A 22403-nucleotide genomic window follows, 5' to 3' on the forward strand; every position below is an offset into this window, starting at 1 on the left:
ATCGCCTACTCATGTCGTAGCCAGATGAATTCGGTCACGGCGCTGCCCGCCTCGTGGGCCTTCGTCTCGTATTTGGTGGTGGGCCGCACCACCGAGATCGGCAGCCGGCTGGCGGCATCGACGCGACGCAGCCGCGGCTCGGCGTCGCCGACCTCGCCGATGTGTTCGGCGTACCCGGGGTGGTCCGTCGCGGCGTGCAGGACACCACCAGGGAGTAACCGGTCGGCGATGAGGCCAATCGTGCCCGGTTGCAGAAACCGGCGCTTGTGATGACGGGCCTTGGGCCAGGGATCGGGAAAGAACACCCGCACCCCGGTCAGCGAACCGGACGGGATCAGCCGCTGCAGCACCTCGACCCCGTTGCCGCGGATCAAGCGGATGTTGCCGACCCCCTCGCGGTCGATCGCGCACAGCAGCTGCGCCAGCCCGCGCTTGTAGATTTCCACCGCGATCACATCGACATCGGGCTCATCCTTAGCCATCGCCAGCGTGGATATGCCGCTGCCGCAACCGATTTCGAGCACCAGCGGCGCCTGGCGGCCAAACCATGCGCGGGTGTCCAGCGGCGCCTGTCCGGCGCCGTCGCCTTCGCCGGCCGCGGCGTCCAGGGACAGGCCCAGCTCCGGCCACCGCCGCTCCCAGGTCTGCCGCTGGGCGTCGGAAAGGGCGGATCGTCGGGAGCGAAAGCTCGATGCCGGAAGGTAGCGCTGGCCGCGACGGTCGTCCGACTCCTCCTCAGGCGCGTCGGGGAACGCTCCCGCCCGGGGTTGCGCATGCATTTGTCCATGGTGGCCCATAACCGAGTGATGTAGCCGCCCCTGGTCCAGATTGATACCCAACAGTTGCCTTCAGCTGGTAACAGTCAATCGGTGGCTCGCATCAAAGTGACGCAAGTGCCACCATTCGGGGGGACCCGACCGGCCCCCGGGTCGGATCCAACGAACCGAACGCAGATCATGAGGGGACGATGAGCGGACAAGGACACCAGGATTTCGTCGACGAGCTGGCGCGGTTCGCCGCCGGCCACGCCGACCCGCGCGTGACGGCCATCGCCGAGCGAACGGCCGCGCCCTTGCGCGTGCTGGTCCGGGGACGCCGCGGCGTGGGGTGCGCCACGGTGGCGCGGGCGCTTGACCGCGCCGGAGCCCCCGCGGGGATCTCGGTGACGACCGCCGGCGGCCGCGAAGTCGACGTCGTCGTGCACGTGACCACCGAGGTGGTCAAGCCCGAAGACATCGACGCGATCGCCGCCGCCGCACGTCCGGTGGTGGCGGTGCTGAACAAGGCCGACCTGGCCGGTTCCCTCGCCGGCGGGGACGGGCCGATCGCGGTGGCGCGAACGCGTTGCGCGGAGCTTGCCGAACTGGCGGGCGTGCCCACGGTGCCGATGGCCGGCCTGCTCGCCGTCGCCGCGGTCGACGACCTGGACGCCCCGCTGTGGGCGGCGCTGCGGACGCTGGCCGCACACCCCGGGGTGGCCGCCTCCCTCGACGGCTCGTTCGCCGGGTTCATGTCGGCGGACAATCCGGTGCCGGCCGACGTGCGGCTGCGCCTGCTGAACACCCTGGACCTGTTCGGCATCGCGATCGGGGTCGCCGCCGTCCGGCAGGGCAGGACGGCCGCGCAGGTGCGGGCGCTGCTGCGCCGGACGAGCGGTCTCGACGCCGTGCTGTCCCACATTGCGATCGCCGGCGCCGAAGTGCGCTACCAGCGGGTGCTGGACGCCGTCGCGGAGTTGGAGGCCCTGGCGGTCGGCTTGGGGGAATCGGCGGCGACGATCAGCGGATTCCTGTCCCACGACGACACGGTGGTCGCCCGGATGGCGGCCGCCGTCGACCTGGCGGAGGCGGCCGGGCTGGACCCGGACCACGGGGAACCGGCTGATCGGGACCGCGACCCGTCCGCGCACCTGCCGCGCGCGGTGCGGTGGCAGCGTTACAGCCGGGTGTCGGCGAGCGAGCTGCACCGCGCCTGCGGGGCCGACATCGCCAGGGGCTCGATGCGGCTGTGGTCGCGGGCCTGCGGGTCGCTGCCCGGCGACCCGCTGGGGGACTGGCGATGAGCGCCGACCAGCACGACGATCCGGTCGCCCGCGTCGACGCGCTGGTGACAAGCATCGGTCCGGAGCTGGATGCGCCCGCCATCCACCGCCGTGACGTGGTGCTGGTGACCGGGCCGTGGATGGCCGGGGTGACCGCGGTGGCCGCGGCGCTGCGCGAGCGGCTGCCGGAGCACAAGTTCGTCGAGTCGGCGGACCTGGGCCCGGGCGAGGCGCCGACGGCGGTGGTGTTCGTCGTCTCGGCGGCGGCCCACCTCACGCAGTCGGACTGCGCGCTGCTGGACTCCGCCGCCGCGCACACCGATGTGGTGGTTCCAGTGGTGTCCAAGATCGACGTGCATCGCGCCTGGCGCGACGTGCTGGCCGCCAACCGCGAGACGCTGGCCGCGCACGCGCCGCGTTACCGCGGCGTGCCCTGGGTGGGGGCGGCCGCCATGCCCGACCTCGGCGAGCAGGACGTCGACGATTTGGTGCAGACGCTGTCGACGCGGTTGGCCGACTCCGAGGCCGCGCGCCGAAACCGGCTGCGGGCGTGGGAGTTCCGGCTCAGGACCGTGGCGCAGCGGTTCGACCGCGACGCCGACGGCGCCGGGCGGCGGGCTCGGGTCGACGCGCTGCGCGACGAGCGCAGCACGGCGCTGCGGCAGAGGCGCGAGGCGAAGACCGAACGCACCATCACGTTGCGCGGTCAGATTCAGCAGGCGCGGGTCCAGCTGTCCCACTTCGCCCGCAATCGTTGCTCGTCGGTGCGTAGCGAGCTGCAGGAAGACGCCGCGGGATTGTCCCGGCGCCACATGCCCGGCTTCGAGGCGCACACGCGTGGCCGGCTCGACGAGTTGGTCGCCGAAGTGAACGAGGGCACCGCCAGCCACCTTGCGGATGTCGCGCAGGTGGTGGGGGTCGCGACGACGCTGCCGGCAGTCGAGGAGCTGCCGACGGTCGACGTCCCTCCGCCCCCGCTGAAATCGCGGCGGCACGAGACCTGGCTGATGATGCTGCTGGGCGCCGGGTTCGGCCTGGGCGTGGCGCTGACCCTGAGCCGGCTGATGAGCGGGCCGGCCGCTCGGCTCAGTCCCGCGCTGTCCGTCGTCGCGGCGGTGACGTGCGTGGCGATCGGGCTGGCGGTCACCCTCCTGGTGGTCAATATCCGTAGCCTGCTGCGCGACCGGGCGCTCCTGGACCGCTGGGCGGGCGATGTGACCTCCTCGCTGCGATCGGTGGCGGAGGAGCTGGTGGCCACCCGCGTCCTGGTGGCCGAGTCGGTGCTCAGCAAAGCGGTGCTGGCCCAGGACGAGGTGGAGAACGCCGAGGTGAGCGACCAGGTCAGCGCCATCGACCGCGAGCTGCGCGCCCATGCCATGGCCGCGTCGCGGGCCGCCGCCGCGCGGGAGCGGGAGCTGCCGACGGTGCTGGCGGCCCTGGACGCCGTTCGTGCGGAACTGGGTGAAGCGGGTATATCTTCGGCCACCGATGAAGCGTCCGACGGCAAATTGGACGGAGAAATCGAGGCAACCGAAAAACCGGCTTCTAGGAGCGGCGATGGAGATTCTGGCGGATCTTCTGAATCGTTGTTGTGAGAAGGCTTATACCTGCCCGAGACTTCCCCGACAAGGTGCTCACGATAACCTGTAGTTAACGCCACCATGTCAACCGTTGTGTGGGCGACCGCATATGCGTTAGGCACCCAAAAGAAGCCCGAGTACGCAGAAGAATTCAGGAGACTTCGATGACCTCAGCGACCATCCCCGGATTGGACACCGCGCCCACGAAGCATCAGGGGCTGCTGTCGTGGGTACGGGAGGTCGCCGAGCTCACGCAGCCCGAGCGCGTGGTGTTCACCGACGGCTCCGCCGAAGAGTTCGATCGGCTCGCCGGTCAGCTGGTCGAGGCGGGCACGTTCACGAAGCTGAACGAGAAGAAGCACCCCAACTCCTACCTGGCGTTGTCCGACCCGTCCGACGTGGCGCGGGTGGAGTCGCGGACCTTCATCTGCTCCGAGCGCGAGATCGACGCCGGCCCCACCAACAACTGGATGGAACCGGCCGAGATGCGGGGCCTGATGACCGACCTGTACCGCGGCTGCATGCGCGGCCGCACCATGTACGTGGTGCCGTTCTGCATGGGCCCGCTCGGCGCGGACGACCCCAAGCTGGGCGTGGAGATCACCGACTCCGAGTACGTCGTCGTGTCCATGCGCACGATGACCCGGATGGGCAAGGCAGCCCTGGAAAAGATGGGCGACGACGGGTTCTTCGTCAAGGCGCTGCACTCGGTGGGCGCCCCGCTGGAGCCCGGCCAGCAGGACGTGCCGTGGCCCTGCAACGACACCAAGTACATCACCCACTTCCCGGAGACCCGCGAGATCTGGAGCTACGGCTCCGGCTACGGCGGCAACGCGCTACTGGGTAAGAAGTGCTACTCGCTGCGCATCGCGTCGGCGATGGCCCACGACGAGGGCTGGCTGGCCGAGCACATGCTGATCCTCAAGCTGATCTCCCCCGAGAACAAGGCGTACTACTTCGCCGCGGCCTTCCCGTCGGCCTGCGGCAAGACCAACCTCGCGATGCTGCAGCCCACCATCCCGGGCTGGCGCGCCGAGACCCTGGGCGACGACATCGCCTGGATGCGGTTCGGCAAGGACGGCCGGCTCTACGCGGTCAACCCCGAGTTCGGTTTCTTCGGGGTCGCGCCGGGCACCAACTGGAAGTCCAACCCCAACGCCATGCGCACCATCGCCGCGGGGAACACCGTCTTCACCAACGTCGCGCTCACCGACGACGACGAGGTGTGGTGGGAAGGCCTGGAGGGCGAGCCGGATCACCTGATCGACTGGAAGGGCAACGACTGGTACATCCGCGAGACGGAAACCAAAGCGGCGCACCCGAACTCGCGTTACTGCACGCCGATGTCGCAGTGCCCCATCCTGGCGCCGGAGTGGGACGACCCGCAGGGCGTGCCGATCTCGGGCATCCTGTTCGGCGCCCGCCGCAAGACCACGGTGCCGTTGGTGACGCAGGCCCGCGACTGGCAGCACGGCGTGTTCATGGGCGCCACCATGGGCAGTGAGCAGACCGCCGCGGCCGAAGGCAAGGTCGGCACGGTGCGCCGCGACCCGATGGCCATGCTGCCGTTCCTGGGCTACCACGTCGGTGACTACTTCCAGCACTGGCTCGACCTCGGCAAGAACTCCGACGAGTCCAAGATGCCGAAGGTGTTCTTCGTCAACTGGTTCCGCCGCGGCGACCAGGGCGAGTTCCTGTGGCCGGGCTTCGGCGAGAACAGCCGCGTCCTGAAGTGGATCGTCGACCGCATCGAGCACCAGGCCGGCGGCCAGGACACCCCGATCGGCGTCGTGCCGGCCGCGGCGGACCTGGACCTGGACGGCCTCGACGTCGAGGCCGGGGACGTCGAGAAGGCGCTCGCGGTCAACGCCGACGAGTGGCGCCAGGAGCTTCCGCTGATCGAAGAGTGGTTCGAGTTCGTCGGCGACAAGCTGCCCACGGGCGTCAAGGACGAGTTCGAGGCGCTCAAGCAGCGTCTGGCCGACGCCGACTAGGCCTCGGCGCTAGCCGCTGATCGCCTGCCGTCGCAGCGACTTCGGCAGATACACCGCACCCGCGCCGGCGACCGCTGCCGAGTCGCCCGGATTGGAGATGGCGCAGCGCTTCAGCGACAGGCATCCGCAGCCGATGCACGAGTCGAGATTGTCGCGCAGCGCGATCAGCCCGGCGATCTGGTCATCGAGGCGGGTGCGCCAAGTCTTGGATAGCCGCGTCCAGTCGGTCCTGGTGGGGGTGCGGCCGTCGGGAAGCGTCGCCAGGGCGTCGGCGATCTCGTCCAGGGTCAAGCCGACGTTTCGAGCGGCGCGGATAAAAGCCAAGCGGCGCAACATCTGTCGCTCGAACCGGCGCTGGCCGCCGGCCGTCCGAGTCGCCGCGATGAGGCCCTGGCCCTCGTAGAAGCGGATCGCCGAGGGGGCGAAGCCGCTGCGGCGGGCGATCTCGCTGACGGTGAACAGATCCCGCTTGTCCATGTGGCTCCCTCGATCCGAAGACTTGACTTAAAGTTTACTTCAACTATCAGTATTGCCGTATGACTCAATCTCAATCCCGTCCCGTAGCCATCGTCACGGGCGCCTCGCGCGGGTTCGGTAGGGCGGTGACCGCCGCCCTGCTCGACCGGGGGTGGACCGTCGTCGCCGATGCCCGCCGCAGCACTGACCTGAAACGCACCGTTACAGAACTGAATTCAGCCGGATTGATCGCGCTGCCCGGTGACGTCACCGACGCCTCGCACCGTGGCGCACTGGTCGCCGCCGCAATCGGGGCTGGACCTCTTCGGCTTCTGGTGAACAACGCCAGCCGTCTCGGGCCCAGCCCGCAACCGGCACTCGCCGACTACCCGCTCCGCGAGCTATGGGCGGTCTATGCGGCCAACGTGTTCGCCCCGCTCGCGCTGATTCAGGCGGTGCTGCCGGTCCTTCGCGACAATGCGGGGGCGATCGTCAATCTGACGTCCGACGCCGCCGTCGAGGCTTACCCGGGGTGGGGCGGGTACGGCTCGTCGAAGGCCGCGCTGGATCAGCTGTCGGCGGTCCTGGCCACGGAGGTGTCGGCGACCCCGGAGGTCCCGGTTTACGCCTTCGATCCGGGCGACATGCGCACCGAGATGCACCAGGCCGCATTCCCCGGTGAGGACATCTCCGACCGGGCCGAACCGGAGTCCGTCGTGCCGGCCTTACTGCGCCTGCTGGACACGCGGCCCCCCTCGGGCCGTTACCGATCCGCGGACCTGGCACCGTCCGGGGTTCTGCGATGACTCTCGCGACGCCCACCACCCGGTTCCGCCGTCCCCCCGGCACCGACGCCGTCGAGCCGCCGGAGGCGCACGGCGTCGCCCGCGACGCGGTCAAACTGCTGGTCGCCCGGCCGGGCGGGGTCAGCCACGCCCGCTTTGCCGACCTCGGCGATCACCTGCGGCCCGGGGATCTCCTGGTGGTGAACAACTCCGCCACCATGCCCGCTGCCGTCGATGCCCACCGTGCCGGGCGGGCCATCGCCGTGCACTTCTCGATGGCGCGCGCAACGCATAGCTGGGTGGTGGAGCTGCGGCCCGCGGCGCAGGCGACCGGACATCTCACCGACATCCGGCCCGGTGAACGCATCGAGATGCCCGGTGGCGCAGCGCTCGTCATCGGCTCGTCCTATCCGGAAGCCGGGGTCGAGGGCGCCAGGTTGTGGACCGCGCGGGTGGTCATCGAAGGCCCCGCGAGCGGGGTCGGGTCGTACCTCGCCCGGCGCGGGCGGCCGATCAGGTATTCGTATGTGCCGCGACAGTGGCCGCTGCGCTACTATCAGACCGTCTTCGCCCGGCACCCCGGTAGCGCCGAAATGCCAAGCGCGGCAAGGCCATTTAGTGTGGAGCTGGTGACCGGTCTAGTCTCGGCTGGAATCGGGATCGCGCCGATCACGCTGCACGCGGGTGTGTCGTCGGCGGAGGCGGGCGAACCCCCGACCCCCGAATGGTTCGACGTGCCGTCGGCCACCGCGCGGCTGGTCAACTCGACGCACGAGGCCGGCAGCCGGGTGATCGCCGTCGGCACCACCGCGACCCGCGCCCTGGAGTCGGCGGCCACCGCCGGCGGAGTGGTACGGCAGGCGGCCGGCTGGACCGATCTGGTGCTCGGCCCCGGCCGGCCCTGCCGGGTGGTCGACGGCCTGATCACCGGGTGGCATGATGCCGGCGCCTCGCACCTGCTGCTGCTCGAGGCGGTCGCGGGCTCGGAACTTGTCGGTGCCGCCTACCGGGAAGCCCTCATACACGGCTATCTCTGGCATGAATTCGGCGACAGCGCCCTCCTGCTCCCGGGGAAGCACCGCCCGCTTGCCGGGGAGTAGCGCGACCACTTGACACCCGTCAAGTTTTTCGGCGGTACAGTCTGCGCATGCAGATTCGCGAGTACCTCGGCGCCGGTAAGCCCGCCGTCATTCTTCACCCGTCCGGGACGGTCATCACCTTCGATGAGCTGGAGGCGCGGGCCAACCGGCTGGCGCACTATTTCCGGCGCGCAGGCCTCGTCGAGGGCGACGCCGTCGCGATCCTGATGGAGAACAACGAACACATGCACGCGGTCATGTGGGCGGCGCGCCGCAGCGGTCTTTACTACGTCCCGATCAACACCCACCTGACCGCCGCCGAGGCCGCCTACATCGTTGACAACAGCGCCGCCAAGGCGATCATCGGGTCGGCGGCGCTGCGCAAGACGTGCGAGAACCTGGCCGAGCATTTGCCCGGCGGCCTGCCCGGGTTGCTGCTGATCGCGGACGACGATCTCGAGGGCTGGCGGCGCTACCCCGAATGCGTTGCGGGCGAGCCGGACACCCCCATCGACGACGAACGCGAAGGCGACCTGCTGCAGTATTCGTCGGGCACCACCGGCCGGCCCAAGGGCATCAAACGCGAACTGCCGCACGTGCCACCGTCCGAGGCGCCCGGCATGATGTCGGCCCTGGTCAGCTTCTGGATGAACCCGGATTCGATCTATCTGAGCCCGGCGCCGCTCTATCACACCGCGCCGTCGGTGTGGTCGATGAGCGCGCAGGCCGGCGGGGTCACCACGGTGGTGCTGGAGAAATTCGATCCCGAAGGCTGCCTCGACGCCATCCAGCGTCACCGTGTCACGCACGGCCAGTTCGTCCCGGCAATGTTCACCCGGATGCTGAAACTTCCTGAGGCGGTGCGTAATTCGTACGACCTGTCCAGCCTGCAGCGGGTGATGCACGCGGCGGCGCCGTGCCCGGTGGAGATCAAGAAGCAGATGATGGACTGGTGGGGGCCGATCATCGACGAGTACTACGCCTCCTCCGAGGCGATCGGGTCGACCCTGATCAGCGCCGAGGAGTGGCTGGCGCATCCGGGCTCGGTCGGCAAGCCGATGGCGTGCGAGATCCACATTCTGGACGAGAACGGGAACGAACTGCCGCCGGGCCAGCCCGGCGAGATCTACTTCGCGGGCGGCTACAGCTTCGAGTACCTCAACGACGACGCGAAAACCGCTGCGTCCCGGGACAACCGCGGGTGGACGACGGTCGGCGACATCGGTTACGTCGACGACGAAGGCTACCTCTACCTCACCGACCGGCGCCACCACATGATCATCTCGGGTGGGGTGAACATCTACCCGCAGGAAACCGAGAACCTGCTGGTTACCCATCCGAAGGTGTTGGACGCGGCCGTGTTCGGCGTTCCCGACGACGAGATGGGGCAACGCGTGCTGGCGGCCGTGCAAACCGTCGACCCGGCGGACGCCACCGACGAGTTCGCCGACGAGCTGCTGACGTGGTTGCGAGATCGCCTGGCGCACTACAAGTGTCCGCGCTCGATCGCATTCGAGGCGCAGCTGCCACGCACCGACACCGGCAAGCTCTACAAGAACGGGCTGATCGAGAAATATTCGGTGTGACCCATGCTCCGGGTGCTGGACCTGTCGAGCCCGCCGGCTGCCGGCCCCGAACCCGGCACCGCGGCGCCGCCGGGGGTGATCCTGGCCTACGGCGCGGGCGCCGACCTCGCCCGCCACGAATCATGTTTGGAGGCGGCGACTTTCACGTTGACCGAAGACCCTTGCGACGATCGCCGGGTGGTCACCGTCGATTCGGTGCCCGGCGCGCTGGCCGAGTTGACCGCGCGCTGCCACAACTGGCCGCAGGCCAGCGGTGTCTGTGACGACGTGTTGCGCGGAGTCGACCCGGGTGGGCCCGCCCTGTCGGCGGTGGTGACCGAGTCGCTGGCCTATTCGACCTTGCAGGCGGGTCCCGAGTTTGCGCGTTGGCTGCAAGCACGCGGTCCGGCCCGGCTGCCCGACATCGCCGAGCCGGTACGGACCCACCGCGACGGCGACACGCTGCGCATCGCGTTCAACCGCCCGCAACGCCACAACGCTTTCTCCACCGACGCCCGGGCCGCGTTGCTGGAGGCGCTGACCGTCGCGCAACTTGACCCGTCGGTGACCGGGATCGTGTTGAGCGGCAACGGACCATCGTTCTGCAGCGGTGGCGACCTCGCCGAATTCGGCACCTTCGCCGACCCGGCGAGCGCGCACCTGGCCCGCACCCGGCACAGCCCCGCCCTGGCGCTCGATGCGCTGACCGCCCGGCTCGGCCGCGCCTGCAGGGCGGAGGTGCACGGCCGGGTGCTGGGCAGCGGGCTGGAGATGGCGGCGTTCTGCGGATGGGTGACCGCGCGCGACGATTCGGTGTTCGGGCTACCCGAACTTCAGCTGGGGCTGATCCCCGGCGCCGGCGGGACGCTGAGCGTCACCCGCCGGATCGGCCGGTGGCGCACCGCCTATCTCGTGCTGTCCGGCCGCACCATCGACGCCGGCACCGCGCTGGCCTGGGGCCTGGTCGACGCTGTTGAGGCCTAAAACGTTGTCAGAAGCCTGAATACGTGGTGGTCGTGGTCGACGGCAGGTTCGAGACGGCGATCACGCCGATGGCGACGTACAGGATCACCATGATCACCGCGAACACCGCGCCGACGACCGCGCCGATGATGGCCCACTTCTTGGCGTTGTTGGCCGCCTCCTGCGCCTCGGCGTAACGCCCCTGGGCCCATAGCCCGGACACCTTGGTGGAGTACACGATCGACACGATCCCGATCGGCAGGCAGCACAGCACGGTGCACAGGATCGCCCAGACGAGGTAGTTCTCCGGCTCCGGCTGACCCTGCCAGCCCGGCTGCGACGGCTGCCAACCCGGTTGCTGGCCCGGCCAACCCGGTTGCTGGCCCTGCCAAGGCGGCGGCTGTCCCTGCCATTCCGGTTGCTGGCCCTGCCATTCCGGGGAGCCTTCGTAGGGCCCTGGGGGATAACTCATGGCAGCCGACTTTCTTTCGTTGCAGTAACTTTAATTCCGCGCAGCTTTGCTGAGAAGTCAGGCAAGGATACAGCACGCCCCGACGTCAAGCCCGCACATTCGGACTCGCGCTCAGATACCGCCCCGCGCCACCAACTGTGCGGCGATCACATTGCGCTGAATCTCGTTGGTGCCCTCGCCGACGATCATCAGGGGAGCGTCGCGGAAGTAGCGTTCCACGTCGTATTCGCATGAGTAGCCGTAGCCGCCGTGAATCCGCACGGCGTTCAGGGCGATCTCCATCGCCACTTCGGAGGCGAACAGTTTGGCCATTCCGGCTTCCATGTCGCAGCGCTCGCCGCTGTCGTAGCGCTCGGCGGCGTAGCGGGTGAGCTGGCGGGCGGCGGTCAGTTTGGTCGCCATGTCGGCCAGGTAATTGCCCACCGACTGGTGCTTCCAGATGGGCCGTCCGAAGCTCTCCCGTTGCTGCGCATAGGCCAGCGCGTCCTCGAGCGCCGCCGTGCCGACACCCAGCGCCCGGGCGGCCACCTGGATGCGGCCCGTCTCGAGCCCCTTCATCATCTGCGAAAAGCCTTCGCCCATCCGGCCGCCCAGCACCGCCGACTCGGGTACCGCGAAGTTGTCGAAGGACAGCTCGCAGGACTCGACGCCCTTGTAGCCCAGCTTGGGCAGGTCCCGCGACACCGTGAGGCCGGGCCCGTGCCGGACGAGCAAGATCGAGATGCCCCGGTGGCGGGGCGTGGCATTCGGATCGGTCTTGCACAGCAGCGCGATCAGCCCGGACCGCCGCGCATTGCTGATCCAGGTCTTGGAGCCGTTGATCCGCAGGCCGCCAGGGGCGCCGTCCGCGCCCTCAACAGGCAAGGCCGTCGTCGTCATGTTCTGCAGGTCCGACCCGCCGCCCGGTTCCGTCAACGCCATCGTGGCCCGCAGCTCGCCGGACGCCATCGCCGGCAGGTAGGCCCGCTTCTGCTCCTCGGTCCCGAACAGGACCAGCAGCTTGGCCACCACGGTGTGCCCGCCCATCGCGCCGGCCAGGCTCATCCAGCCGCGGGCCAGCTCCTCGGTGACCCTCACGTAGCACGGCATGGACACCGGCGACCCGCCGTATTCTTCGGGAATGGCCAGGCCGTAGATGCCGATCCGCTTCATCTGCTCGATCCACGCCTCGGGATAGGTATTGGCGTGCTCGACCTCGCGGACGGTCGGCTTGACGTCGCGGTCGATGAACGCCCGCACCGTGGCCACCAGCATGTCCTCTTCGTCACTCACCTGCGATCGCCCTCCAGCGTTGATGGTGGCGACCCGCTTCGCCCGGCTTCGCCGCGCTCGCGATCGCCACCAGCGTTGATGGTGGCGACCCGCTTCGCCCGGCTTCGCCGCGCTCGCGATCGCCACCAGCGTTGATGGTGGCGACCCGCTTCGCCCGGCTTCGCCGCGCTCGCGATCGCCACGCAGTTGACCCTCGATTCCACACCCTGCCAGCATGTGGCGTTGTGACTAGTGACGGGTATGCGGGGATCCGCCCCGGCGGGCCGTACTTCGACGACCTCGCGGTCGGCCAGGTTTTCGACTGGGCGCCCGCGGTCACGCTGTCCTCGGGGCTGGCGGCGGCCCACCAGGCGATCGTGGGCGACCGGCTGCGCCTGGCATGCGATGCCGTGTTGTGCACCGCCGTGACCGGCGTGCCGGGACCGCTGGCGCACCCGGCGCTGGTGTGCGACGTCGCAATCGGCCAGTCGACACTGGCCACCCAGCGGGTCAAGGCCAACCTGTTCTACCGTGGCCTTACGTTTCACCGATTCCCCGTCATCGGCGACACCATCTACACCCGCACCGAAGTCGTTGGGCTACGGGCCAATTCGCCGAAGCCGGGCCGGGCACCGACGGGGCTGGCGGCGCTTCGGATGATCACGATCGACCAGGCCGATCGATTGGTCCTCGACTTCTACCGGTGCGCCATGCTGCCCGCCGGCCCGGACTGGAATCCCCAGGGTGCGCCCAGCGACGACCTGTCCGGAATCGGCGCCGGCGCGCCCGGCCCGGCCACCGACCCCGCCGCGCACTGGGACGGCGAGTTGTTCCGGAACAAGGTGCCTGGGCCGCACTTTCACCCCGGCCTGGCCGGCGCGGTGCTGCGCAGCACGGCCGACGTGGTGACCAGCGCGCCCGAACTGGCCCGGCTGACCCTGAACATCGCTGCCACCCACCATGATTCGCGGACCAGCGGGCACCGGCTGGTCTACGGCGGCCATACCATCGGGCTGGCCCTCGCGCAGGCGAACAGGCTGCTGCCCAACCTCGCGACGGTGCTGGGCTGGGAGTCGTGCGATCACACCGGGCCCGTCCACGAGGGCGACACCCTCTATAGCGAGTTGCACGTCGAGTCCGCCGAGCCGACCGGCCACGGGGGCGTGCTGGGGCTGCGGTCGCTGGTCTACGCCGTGAGTGACGTCGCGGGCGAACCCGACCGCGCGGTGCTGGACTGGCGATTCAGCGCCCTGCAGTTTTAGGCGCGCACCACGAGCACAATGGGGAACGTGAGCTCGGCTACGTCGAAGTGGGGGAGCAGCGGGCTGGCCTATCTGACCGGCCTGCCGGACGGGCCGCCCGACTTCTCCCGCGCGAACGTGCTGGCCCACGCCGGGCGGGTGGCCGCGGCCGTGGCCGAGCGCTTGGGCATCACCGTCGATGCCGCCGGTCTGCTGGCCGGGCGGGCCGCCCTGCTGGGCCTGACCCGCGGCGGCCGGGTGTCCGCCGGGGGCGGCTCCCGGTTGCTGTGCGCCGCCGACGGCTGGTGTGCGATCACGCTGTCGCGCCCGGACGACGTCGCCGCCGTTCCCGCGCTGGTGCAGACCGATGAGGCGGCCTGCGACCCCTGGCCGACGTTGCGGCGCTGGGCCGCAACTCAACCCCGCTGCGCGATCGTCGAGCGCGCGACGCTGCTCGATATCCCCGCGGCGGGCCTGGGCGAAGCCGCGGCCGCGGCGCCGCGGACGCGGCCACGGGGTGGCCGCGGACCGGCGCGCGACCTCGCGGGGCTGCTGGTCGCCGACCTGTCCTCGATGTGGGCGGGCCCGCTGTGTGGACAGCTACTGGCACGCGCCGGGGCGACCGTCGTGAAGGTCGAGAGCCCGGACCGTCCGGACGGCACCCGCGGCGGCAACCGCGCGTTCTTCGACTGGATGAACGGCCAAAAGCTCTCGTACTGTGTCGATTTCGGCAGCCAAGCCGACGAGTTGCGCGAGCTGCTCACCGCCGCCGACGTGGTGATCGAGGGCTCGCGCCCCGCGGCGCTGACGCGGCGCGGACTCGGGCCGGACGATGTCGAGCCGCTAAGAGGTCGAATCTGGTTGCGTATCAACGGATATGACGACGGCAGGCCGGCGTTCGGCGATGACGCGGCGGTGGGCGGCGGCCTCGTCGGCGTCGCCCCCGACGGACCGGTGTTCTGCGGTGACGCCATCGCCGATCCGCTGACGGGGCTGGAGGCTGCGCGGGCGGTCGCCGAATCGCTGGGCCGCGGTGGCGGCGAGCTCGTCGAGGTCTCGATGGCCGCCGTCGCCGCCAGCTACGCGGCGCTGCCGACCCGAGCATCGCTCTCGGACCTGCCCGCGCCGCCCCCACCGGCTCCGCCGCCCGGCCGGCCGGCGGTAAGGCTGGGCGCGGACAACCGGGCGGTGCGCAGAATTGTGACCGAAAGACGCGGCACGCCATGCTGATTCGGAGGGCCACGCTCCTGGACGGGACGACGACCGACATCCGGGTTGGCGAGCGGATCGACGAAATGGGCGATGGCCTGGTTGCCGAGCGCGGCGAGGGCGTGCTCTACGCCGGCGGCGGAACCGTGCTGCCCGGCCTGCACGACCATCACGTGCACCTGCGATCGGCGGCCTCCGCGCTGGATTCGTTCTTCGTCGGGCCGTCCGGGGTCAGCACCAAAGCCGAACTGACACAACTGCTGTCGAATGCGACGCCGGGTCCCGACGGCTGGATTCGCGCCGTCGGCTACCACGAGTCGGTGGCGGGCGACCTGGACCGGACCGCCCTCGACGCGATGGTTCGCAGCGTCCCGGTGCGCATCCAGCACCGCAGTGGGGCGCTATGGATCCTCAACTCCGAGGCGCTGGGCCGGGTCGGGCTGGCCGAACATCCCGACGGGCGCCTGCGCAGCGCGGACCACGGCTGGTCGGACCTGCTGCAGCGGCGCGAAAGCGACCTCGCGGAACTGAGCCGGCGAATCACCGCGACCGGCGTCACCGGCGTCACCGACGCCACCCCGGACCTCGACGCCGATGACATGGTGTCGCTGATGGTGGCGCACCGGCGCGGCGAGTTCCGGCCACGGCCGAGCTTCCTGTGCCCGGGCAAGAAGATCCTGCACGACGACCGCCTCGATCTGGACGCGCTGACGGACTGGATCGCCGGTCAGCACGACGCGGGCCGGCCGGTCGCCGTGCACTGCGTGACCGCGGCCCAACTCGTCGTCACCGTCGCGGCCCTGCGGGCGGCCGGCAGCCATCCGAGGGATCGCATCGAGCACGCGGCCGTCGTGCCCGACGACAACCTGGCCGACCTGGCCGAGCTGGGGGTCACGGTGGTCACCCAGCCCAACTTCGTCGCCGAGCGCGGTGATCACTACCTCGCCGACGTCCCCGCCGCCGAGCATCCTCAGCTCTGGCGGGTCGCCTCCCTGGTGGAGGCGACGGTGCCGGTGGCACTCTCCACCGACATGCCCTTCGGTCACGGCGACCCCTGGACGGCGATGCGCGCCGCGGTCTACCGCACGACCCTGAGCGGCACCGTCCTGAACTCCAACGAATGTGTCTCTGCCCGAGAGGCTTTGACGATGTTCCTGGGGGAGCCGGAGCGACCGGGGCGGGCGCGGACCGTCGCGGTCGGACAGTTGGCCGACCTCTGTGTGCTGAGCGAGCCGCCGGCGACGGCGTTGGCCGAGCTGGACGCCGGCATGGTGGCGGCCACCGTCATCGGCGGCGAACTCGTTTACTTCGCGATGTGACCGGCGATCACGGCGCCGCGGCGAGCGCGGAACGCAGAATGCCGCACTGGCTGTCGAAAAACCGCTGCGATACTTGCGCTTTCGGTACGGCCAGGTCGAAGCCGTGGAAGGCGCCTGGAACGGTCTCGACGTGGCACGGCACCCCGGCGGCCGTGAGGCGCTCGGCGTAGGCCAGGTCCTCGTCGTGGAACAGGTCGTGCGTGCCGACCCCGATCCAGGCCGGCGGCAGCCCGCCCATGTCATCGCGGCGCCCCGGCACGGCCACCTGCGGGTCGGCGTCGCCGAGGTACGCCGCCCAACCGAACTCGTTGCTGCGGTTGTCCCAGAGCCGATAGTGGGACTTGCGGGCGGTGGCCGAGCTGCGGTCGTCGAGCATGGGATAGCTCAGCAGCTGAAACGCCGGGCTCACCTCGGCGCGGTCGCGGGCCAGCAGCGCCAGGGACGCGGCCAGGCCGCCACCGGCGCTCGCGCCGCCGATGGCCACCCGGTACCGGTCCACGGACGGCAAGCCGGCCAGCCACGTCAACGCCGAATAGCAGTCTTCCAGCGGGGCGGGATACGGATGTTCGGGCGCCAGGCGGTATTCCACCGACGCGACGGTGGCGCCGAGCCGCCGGCTGAATGCTCTGCAGAGCCGGTCGTCCTGCTGGGCGGTGCCGATCACGTAACCGCCGCCATGGATCCACAGCAGCGCGGGGGTCGGCTCGGCGACGCCGACCGGCCGGAACAGCCGGACGCCGGCCCCAGAACCGAGCGTGATCACCTCGACGTCGCGGGCTGGCTTACCAAGGCGCCCGCGCAAGGTCGTCGCCGCCCGCATGAGCCGCAGGGTCCGGGGGCCGACGAGGCGGCGCGGGGTGAAACGGGCGATCCGCTGCAGGTCAGGGTGAACATCGGTGTTCGGCACCGCATCAGTATCACCGACGCGGAACGCTCGAGGGGCCTGGTATCAGTGAGATGCGGTGATTCAGACTTCGGGAGGCAGCGTGACCGCAAACGCTGCGCGGTACATCGATACCGTGCTCGGCAAGATCCGCGTCCAGGTCAGCCCCGGCACCGGGCCCGCCGTGCTGCTGTGGCCCAGCCTGTTGATGACCGGGGACCTCTGGGCCGGCCAGGCAGCCCGATTCGGTGCGAGCCACCGCCTGGTGCTGATCGATCCGCCCGGCCATGGCGGAAGCGAGCGGCTCCGGTCGGCTTTCACGTTCGCCGACTGCGCCCGCTGCGTCGTCGACCTGTTGAACGGGCTCGGCATCGCCAAAGCCCACTTCGTCGGCAATTCCTGGGGCGGCATGATCGGCGCCACGTTCGCGGCCCGCTATCCCGACCGCGTCGACCGCGCCGTGCTGATGAACTGCACGGCCTCGAAGGCCGGGTCAGCTCAGAAGGCCAAGTACGCGGCCATGTTGCGGGTTGCGGCGGTGCTGGGCGGCATCCGGCCGCCGCTGACCCGGTCGGCGCTGCGCGCCTTCCTTGGGCCGACGACGCTGCGCACCCGTCCGGACGTGGTGCAGACCGTGCGCGCGAGCCTGCGGGCGGTCAACATCGATTCGGCACGCTGGGCGGTCCGCAGCGTGGTGCCCGCCCGGCCGGACCAGCACGCCCTGCTGGGAACCATCGCGGCCCCGGTTCTGGTGGTCGCCGGCGCGGAAGACGCCACCTTCCCGGCGGCGGAGACCCGGGCCATGGCGGAGTCCATCCCCGACGCGTCCTTCACCGTGCTCGACGGGATCGCGCATCTCGCGGCGCTGGAAGACCCCGCCAGGGTGAACGGCGTACTGGACGCCTTCTTGTTCGGTACTGCCCGGTGAGCCGTGAGAAACCGTGGGAGACCGGGCTTCTGCGAAGCGACCGGGAATGAACCATTCCGCGGCCGGGCGCGTACTCAGAGGGCGGTGGATTAGCCGAACAAATATCGGGGTATCGGTGGAATGCTGGCGAGGGCGGAACGCGCCAGCGTTTCGTCGTCGCAACGTCCCTCACCGGGACCGAGCGTGGACCGCCCGGCCGGGCAGGACGCGAGGGACGTGAATGCTGGGGCATCTCTACGATCGGGCACTCGGCGGCGAGCGATGTTGGATTCGCCATGACGACGGGGAGCTGCGACCGCTCCCGGCCCACCGCTGGCTGGGTGTGCGATGTCCCGATGACGTGTGTCCCGGTGATGGATCTGGTGACGCCTTCGACGAAGTCTTCGACGAAGCCGTCACGCAGATGTGCACCGGGCCGACCATCGAATTGGGATGCGGGCCCGGCCGGTTGGTGGCCCGGCTGATTCAGCGGGGGATACCGGCCCTGGGCATCGATCGCTCGGTGGCCGCGATCCGGTTGGCGGGCCGCGGCGGGGCGCCCGTCCTGCTGGGCGACGTGTTCGACCCGCTGCCCGCGATGGGTCTGTGGCAGACGGTATTGCTGGTCGACGGCAACGTCGGCCTCGGCGGCGACCCGCGCCGCATTCTGGGGCGGGCCGCCGAGCTGCTGGCCCGCGGTGGGCACTGCGTTGCCGAGTTCGACGCCGACAACATCGGCATCCGTGCGCGCTGGGTGCGGCTGGAGTCCGCATGCGAGATCGGGCCCTGGTTTCGGTGGGCGTCGGTCGGCGTGGACAGCGCCGCCGCGCTCGCCGCGCAGGTCGGTCTGACGCTGACCGGTGTCCGCCTGATCGGCGGGCGGGTGATCGCCTGCCTGGCGGCGGTGTGAGCGTGTCGCGACGGGCCCCCGCCCACGCCTATAGCAAACGCCACGGCGACCGATAGCAGCCCGTATTTGCGCAGGGCAATCGCCCGCCAGGTGTCTTTCAGATGTCGGATGTTGCGTCGACGCAAACGTCAGTTTCGGACCGGGGGCCGGGGGTACGCTGCCCTAACACGACGGCAAGGAGGCCGACTATGACATCGTGCGCGAAAAAGTTGCTGCGGGCTCGTCCGGGCGACTACGCGCTGGCCTTGAGCGTCGCGGGTGCTTCGCTGCCGGTGGTCGGCAAGCACCTCGAACCGCTGGGTGGCCTCACCGCGATGGGCATTTGGGGCGCACGGCACGCCCCGGACTTCTTTTCCGGCATGACCAAGCCCCGGCAGCCTTCGGACAGTGACGAGATTCGCCGCCGGGATCGGGAGAGCACTCGGGACGTGTCACTGGCGGCCCTCCGGGGAATCGTGTCCGCGGCCGACCTCGAGCTGGAATGGCCCGCGGCGCTACGAACCCCGCCGATTTGGGACGCGATGCGCCAGCGCCGCTACCTCCACCGTCGCGCGGTCCACTACGGGGACCACCCAGCGCAGGTGCTCGACGTCTGGCGCCGCAAGGACCTGACCGGCCAGCCCGCGCCGGTGCTGATCTTCGTCCCGGGCGGCGCCTGGGTGCACGGCAGGTGCATGGGGCAGGGCTCCGCGCTGATGTCCCGGCTGGCCGAGCAGGGCTGGGTCTGCCTGGCGATCAACTACCGCGTCGCCCCGCATCACCGGTGGCCGCGGCACATCATCGACGTCAAGACGGCCATCGCGTGGGCGCGCGCCAACGTCGACAAGTTCGGCGGCGACCGCGATTTCGTCGCGGTGGCGGGTTGTTCGGCCGGCGGGCACCTGTCCGCACTGGCCGGCCTCACCCCCGACGATCCGAAGTACCATGCAAAGCTGCCCGAAGGCGCCAACAGCTCGGTGGACGCGGTGGTCGGCATCTACGGCCGCTATGACTGGGAGGACCGCTCGACCCCCGAGCGGGACCGGTTCGTCGACTTCTTGGAGCGGGTGGTGGTCAAGCGCAGGATCGACCGCCACCCCGAGGTGTTCCGCGACGCGTCGCCGATGGCGAGGGTGCACCGAAATGCCCCGCCGTTCTTGGTGATTCACGGCAGCAAGGACAGCGTCATCCCCGTCGAACAGGCGCGCAGCTTCGTCGAACGGATGCGGGCGGTCTCGCATTCGATGGTGGGCTACCTGGAGTTGCCCGGCGCGGGCCACGGGTACGACCTCATCGACGGGGAGCGCGCGGGAGCGGCGGCGCACGCGACTTCGCTGTTCCTCAACCAGGTCTATCGCACCAAGACAAACGCGGCCAAAGAGGTTATCTGAACTGCCGCTGCTGAGTATGGTCCCTTTATGGGTAAGGGGCAGCGGTGAAACGGCTGAGCGGGTGGGACGCGGTTCTGCTTTACAGTGAAACGCCGAACGTGCACATGCACACCATCAAAGCCGCTGTGATCGAACTCGATTCAGATCGGTTTGACTTCGGCGTCGAGGCGTTTCGCGAAGTCATCCGCGGCCGGCTGGGCAAGCTCGAGCCATTCTGCTACCAGTTGGTCGAGATTCCCTTCCAGCTTCACCACCCGATGTGGCGGGAGCATTGTGAGCTCGACCTCGACTACCACATTCGCCCGATGCGGTTGCCCGCGCCCGGCGGCCGGCGCGAGCTGGACGAGGCCATCGGGCGCATCGCCAGCACGCCGTTGGACCGCAGTCGCCCGCTCTGGGAGATGTACTTCATCGAAGGGCTGGCGAACAACCGGATCGCCGTGGTCGGCAAGATCCACCACGCGCTCGCCGACGGCGTCGCCTCGGCCAACCTGATGGCCCGCGGCATGGACCTGCAGCCCGGGCCGGAGGGCGGCCCGTACGTGTCCGACCCGGCGCCCACCGCCCGGCAGCTGATGGGTTCGGCGTTCGCGGATCACCTGCGGCACGTCGGGCGAATCCCCGCGACGGTCCGCTACACCGCGCAGGGGCTGGGCCGGGTCCGGCGCAGCTCGCGCAAGTTGTCGCCGGAGCTGAGCCGCCCGTTCGAACCGCCGCCGACTTTCATGAACCACAAGATCACCGCGGAGCGCCGGTTCGCCACCGCCACCCTGTCGCTGGCCGACGTCAAGGAGACCGGCAAGCGGCTCGGGGCGACGATCAACGACATGGTCCTGGCCATGGCCACCGGTGCCCTGCGCACCCTGTTGCTGCGCTACGACGGCACCGCCGTGCCCCTGCTGGCGTCGGTGCCGATGAGTTTCGACTTCTCGCCCGAGCGGATCTCCGGCAATCGCTTCACCGGCGTGCTGGTGGGCCTGCCGACCGACTCCGACGATCCGCTGGAGCGGGTGCGGTGCACCCACGAGAACGCCATCGCCGCCAAGGAAAGCAATCAGCTGATGGGCCCCGAGCTGGTCAGCCGCTGGGCGGCCTACATGCCGCCCGCGCCCACCCAGGCCTTCTTCCGCTGGGCGTCCGGCCGCGACGGGCACAACAAGATCCTCAACCTGAACATCTCCAACGTGCCCGGCCCACGCAAACGCGGGCGGGTCGGCGGGGCGCTGGTCACCGAGATTTACTCGGTGGGCCCGCTGACCGCCGGTAGCGGCCTCAACATCACCGTGTGGAGCTACGTCGACCAGCTCAACATCTCGGTGCTGTCCGACGGCGCCACGCTCAAGGACCCGCACGAGGTGACCGAGGCCATGGTCGCCGACTTCATCGAAATACGAAGGGCCGCGGGACTTTCCGAGGAGCTCACCGTCATCGAAGCCGCGATGGCGCCGGCCTGAGGGCTGTCCCGGAAACGGGACTCTCGGCTGGTGCCAATGCCATTTCCGTCGACCGTTACCATCGGTCGGATAAGCAGCCATCCCTACCCTTAAGGAGCTGTGCGGCACGTGAGCACCGTGAGCGAAGAAGCCAGCGAACCCGAAGTCCTGGTCGAACAGCGGGATCGGATCCTGATCATCACGATCAACCGGCCTAAGGCCAAGAACGCGGTCAACGCCGCGGTGGCCAACGGCCTGGCCGAGGCCGTCGACCGCCTCGACGGCGACCCGGGTCTTTCGGTGGGCATCCTCACCGGCGCCGGCGGATCGTTCTGCGCGGGCATGGACCTCAAGGCCTTCGCGCGCGGCGAACTCCCCATCGTCCAGGGGCGCGGCATGGGCTTCACCGAACGCCCGCCCGTCAAACCGCTCATCGCGGCGGTCGAGGGCTATGCCCTGGCCGGCGGAACCGAGTTGGCGTTGGCCACCGACCTGATCGTCGCGTCCAAGGATTCGGCCTTCGGCATCCCCGAGGTCAAGCGCGGGCTGGTCGCCGGTGGCGGCGGTCTGCTCCGGCTGCCGCAGCGCATCCCGTCCGCCATCGCCATGGAGCTCGCGCTCACCGGCGACAACCTGCCGGCCGAGCGCGCCCACAAGCTGGGGCTGGTCAACGTGTTGGCCGAGCCGGGCAAGGCGCTTGACGAGGCCATCGCGCTGGCCGAGAAGATCGCCGCCAACGGGCCGCTCGCGGTGGCCGCCACCAAGCGGATCATCGTCGAGTCGCGCGGGTGGAGCCCCGAGAACATGTTCGCCGAGCAGAACAAGCTGCTGGCGCCGGTGTTCGCTTCCAACGACGCCAAAGAGGGCGCCATCGCCTTCGCCGAAAAGCGCCCGCCGCGCTGGACGGGCAGCTGACGTTCGGCCGGACGGGTTACACTGTGACCA

Annotated in this window: 20 protein-coding genes; 15 read left to right on the top strand and 5 right to left on the bottom strand. The window is 69.8% G+C overall.

The annotated features are described in order from the left end of the window. Window positions 1-5: 5 nt before the first annotated feature. On the bottom strand, window positions 6-797 hold the full coding sequence (gene trmB, locus H7J89_RS13060; protein ID WP_264044270.1) for a tRNA (guanosine(46)-N7)-methyltransferase TrmB: 792 nt from the start codon (window positions 795-797) through the stop codon (window positions 6-8). Between the two features lie 170 nt (window positions 798-967). Between trmB and H7J89_RS13065 the strand changes: the two genes are divergently transcribed. From H7J89_RS13065 to H7J89_RS13075, 3 genes are all read left to right on the top strand, one after another. Next, complete coding sequence (locus tag H7J89_RS13065; protein ID WP_264044115.1) at window positions 968-2062, top strand: hypothetical protein; 1095 nt, start codon at window positions 968-970, stop codon at window positions 2060-2062. Continuing rightward, window positions 2059-3636: a hypothetical protein gene (locus tag H7J89_RS13070; protein ID WP_264044116.1), complete on the top strand. Its 1578-nt coding sequence runs from the start codon at window positions 2059-2061 to the stop codon at window positions 3634-3636. The genes H7J89_RS13065 and H7J89_RS13070 overlap by 4 nt, the downstream gene beginning before the upstream one ends. 149 nt (window positions 3637-3785) lie before the next feature. After that, entirely contained in the window at window positions 3786-5615 is a 1830-nt protein-coding gene (locus H7J89_RS13075) for a phosphoenolpyruvate carboxykinase (GTP) (RefSeq protein WP_264044117.1), read from the top strand. Between the two features lie 9 nt (window positions 5616-5624). Here H7J89_RS13075 and soxR read toward each other — a convergent pair whose 3' ends face one another. Further along, the gene (soxR, locus tag H7J89_RS13080) at window positions 5625-6092 is read right to left on the bottom strand and encodes a redox-sensitive transcriptional activator SoxR (RefSeq protein ID WP_264044118.1); all 468 of its coding nucleotides are present in this window, start codon (window positions 6090-6092) and stop codon (window positions 5625-5627) included. Window positions 6093-6151: 59 nt separating this feature from the next. Between soxR and H7J89_RS13085 the strand changes: the two genes are divergently transcribed. From H7J89_RS13085 to H7J89_RS13100, 4 genes are read left to right on the top strand one after another with little or no spacing between them, the layout of a single operon-like run. Beyond that, window positions 6152-6877: an SDR family NAD(P)-dependent oxidoreductase gene (locus tag H7J89_RS13085; protein WP_264044119.1), complete on the top strand. Its 726-nt coding sequence runs from the start codon at window positions 6152-6154 to the stop codon at window positions 6875-6877. Further along, window positions 6874-7956, top strand: a complete 1083-nt coding sequence (locus H7J89_RS13090) for an S-adenosylmethionine:tRNA ribosyltransferase-isomerase (RefSeq protein WP_264044120.1) — start codon at window positions 6874-6876, stop codon at window positions 7954-7956. The genes H7J89_RS13085 and H7J89_RS13090 overlap by 4 nt, the downstream gene beginning before the upstream one ends. 47 nt (window positions 7957-8003) lie before the next feature. Further along, on the top strand, window positions 8004-9521 hold the full coding sequence (gene fadD4 / locus H7J89_RS13095; RefSeq protein WP_264044121.1) for a fatty-acid--CoA ligase FadD4: 1518 nt from the start codon (window positions 8004-8006) through the stop codon (window positions 9519-9521). A gap of 3 nt (window positions 9522-9524) precedes the next feature. Further along, window positions 9525-10484, top strand: coding sequence for an enoyl-CoA hydratase/isomerase family protein (locus H7J89_RS13100; protein WP_264044122.1), 960 nt, complete (start codon window positions 9525-9527; stop codon window positions 10482-10484). Window positions 10485-10491: 7 nt separating this feature from the next. Here the strand turns inward: H7J89_RS13100 and H7J89_RS13105 are convergent, their stop codons facing one another. Both H7J89_RS13105 and H7J89_RS13110 read right to left on the bottom strand, forming a co-directional pair. Then, complete coding sequence (locus H7J89_RS13105) at window positions 10492-10935, bottom strand: CD225/dispanin family protein (protein ID WP_264044123.1); 444 nt, start codon at window positions 10933-10935, stop codon at window positions 10492-10494. Between the two features lie 111 nt (window positions 10936-11046). Further along, on the bottom strand, window positions 11047-12207 hold the full coding sequence (locus H7J89_RS13110; protein ID WP_264044124.1) for an acyl-CoA dehydrogenase family protein: 1161 nt from the start codon (window positions 12205-12207) through the stop codon (window positions 11047-11049). A 224-nt stretch (window positions 12208-12431) separates the two neighbouring features. On the opposite strand from H7J89_RS13110, the gene H7J89_RS13115 reads away from it, so the two are divergent. Genes H7J89_RS13115 through H7J89_RS13125 form a run of 3 tightly spaced genes read left to right on the top strand, consistent with a single transcriptional unit; the run spans window position 12432 to window position 15955 of the window. Then, complete coding sequence (locus tag H7J89_RS13115) at window positions 12432-13448, top strand: MaoC family dehydratase (protein WP_264044125.1); 1017 nt, start codon at window positions 12432-12434, stop codon at window positions 13446-13448. An 18-nt stretch (window positions 13449-13466) separates the two neighbouring features. Continuing rightward, window positions 13467-14657: a CoA transferase gene (locus H7J89_RS13120; RefSeq protein ID WP_264044126.1), complete on the top strand. Its 1191-nt coding sequence runs from the start codon at window positions 13467-13469 to the stop codon at window positions 14655-14657. Next, a complete protein-coding gene (locus H7J89_RS13125; protein ID WP_264044127.1) occupies window positions 14651-15955 on the top strand; it encodes an amidohydrolase family protein in 1305 nt (434 codons plus the stop codon). The genes H7J89_RS13120 and H7J89_RS13125 overlap by 7 nt, the downstream gene beginning before the upstream one ends. A gap of 7 nt (window positions 15956-15962) precedes the next feature. Here H7J89_RS13125 and H7J89_RS13130 read toward each other — a convergent pair whose 3' ends face one another. Further along, window positions 15963-16862, bottom strand: a complete 900-nt coding sequence (locus H7J89_RS13130; RefSeq protein WP_264044128.1) for an alpha/beta hydrolase — start codon at window positions 16860-16862, stop codon at window positions 15963-15965. A gap of 112 nt (window positions 16863-16974) precedes the next feature. Here H7J89_RS13130 and H7J89_RS13135 point away from each other — a divergent pair, with 112 nt between their 5' ends. From H7J89_RS13135 to H7J89_RS13155, 5 genes are all read left to right on the top strand, one after another. Further along, window positions 16975-17766, top strand: coding sequence for an alpha/beta fold hydrolase (locus H7J89_RS13135; RefSeq protein ID WP_264044271.1), 792 nt, complete (start codon window positions 16975-16977; stop codon window positions 17764-17766). A 220-nt stretch (window positions 17767-17986) separates the two neighbouring features. Continuing rightward, window positions 17987-18655 (top strand): class I SAM-dependent methyltransferase, encoded by a 669-nt coding sequence (locus H7J89_RS13140; protein WP_264044129.1) that lies wholly within the window; start codon window positions 17987-17989, stop codon window positions 18653-18655. 188 nt (window positions 18656-18843) lie between these two features. After that, window positions 18844-20025 (top strand): alpha/beta hydrolase, encoded by a 1182-nt coding sequence (locus H7J89_RS13145; RefSeq protein WP_264044130.1) that lies wholly within the window; start codon window positions 18844-18846, stop codon window positions 20023-20025. 44 nt (window positions 20026-20069) lie between these two features. Beyond that, window positions 20070-21479, top strand: coding sequence for a WS/DGAT/MGAT family O-acyltransferase (locus H7J89_RS13150; RefSeq protein ID WP_264044131.1), 1410 nt, complete (start codon window positions 20070-20072; stop codon window positions 21477-21479). Window positions 21480-21596: 117 nt separating this feature from the next. After that, entirely contained in the window at window positions 21597-22373 is a 777-nt protein-coding gene (locus H7J89_RS13155) for a crotonase/enoyl-CoA hydratase family protein (protein WP_372513776.1), read from the top strand. Window positions 22374-22403: the final 30 nt, after the last annotated feature.

Origin of the sequence: Mycobacterium paraffinicum (assembly GCF_025822865.1) — a bacterium.
Lineage (GTDB): Bacteria > Actinomycetota > Actinomycetes > Mycobacteriales > Mycobacteriaceae > Mycobacterium > Mycobacterium paraffinicum.

Bases quoted from the DNA above. Each gene is read 5' to 3' on its own strand.
- trmB (WP_264044270.1), bottom strand. From the start codon at position 797: ATGGGCCACCATGGACAAATGCATGCGCAACCCCGGGCGGGAGCGTTC.
- H7J89_RS13105 (WP_264044123.1), bottom strand. From the start codon at position 10,935: ATGAGTTATCCCCCAGGGCCCTACGAAGGCTCCCCGGAATGGCAGGGC.
- soxR (WP_264044118.1), bottom strand. From the start codon at position 6,092: ATGGACAAGCGGGATCTGTTCACCGTCAGCGAGATCGCCCGCCGCAGC.
- H7J89_RS13075 (WP_264044117.1), top strand. From the start codon at position 3,786: ATGACCTCAGCGACCATCCCCGGATTGGACACCGCGCCCACGAAGCAT.
- H7J89_RS13100 (WP_264044122.1), top strand. From the start codon at position 9,525: ATGCTCCGGGTGCTGGACCTGTCGAGCCCGCCGGCTGCCGGCCCCGAA.
- H7J89_RS13120 (WP_264044126.1), top strand. From the start codon at position 13,467: ATGGGGAACGTGAGCTCGGCTACGTCGAAGTGGGGGAGCAGCGGGCTG.
- H7J89_RS13065 (WP_264044115.1), top strand. From the start codon at position 968: ATGAGCGGACAAGGACACCAGGATTTCGTCGACGAGCTGGCGCGGTTC.
- H7J89_RS13140 (WP_264044129.1), top strand. From the start codon at position 17,987: ATGCTGGGGCATCTCTACGATCGGGCACTCGGCGGCGAGCGATGTTGG.
- H7J89_RS13090 (WP_264044120.1), top strand. From the start codon at position 6,874: ATGACTCTCGCGACGCCCACCACCCGGTTCCGCCGTCCCCCCGGCACC.
- fadD4 (WP_264044121.1), top strand. From the start codon at position 8,004: ATGCAGATTCGCGAGTACCTCGGCGCCGGTAAGCCCGCCGTCATTCTT.
- H7J89_RS13085 (WP_264044119.1), top strand. From the start codon at position 6,152: ATGACTCAATCTCAATCCCGTCCCGTAGCCATCGTCACGGGCGCCTCG.
- H7J89_RS13125 (WP_264044127.1), top strand. From the start codon at position 14,651: ATGCTGATTCGGAGGGCCACGCTCCTGGACGGGACGACGACCGACATC.
- H7J89_RS13145 (WP_264044130.1), top strand. From the start codon at position 18,844: ATGACATCGTGCGCGAAAAAGTTGCTGCGGGCTCGTCCGGGCGACTAC.
- H7J89_RS13070 (WP_264044116.1), top strand. From the start codon at position 2,059: ATGAGCGCCGACCAGCACGACGATCCGGTCGCCCGCGTCGACGCGCTG.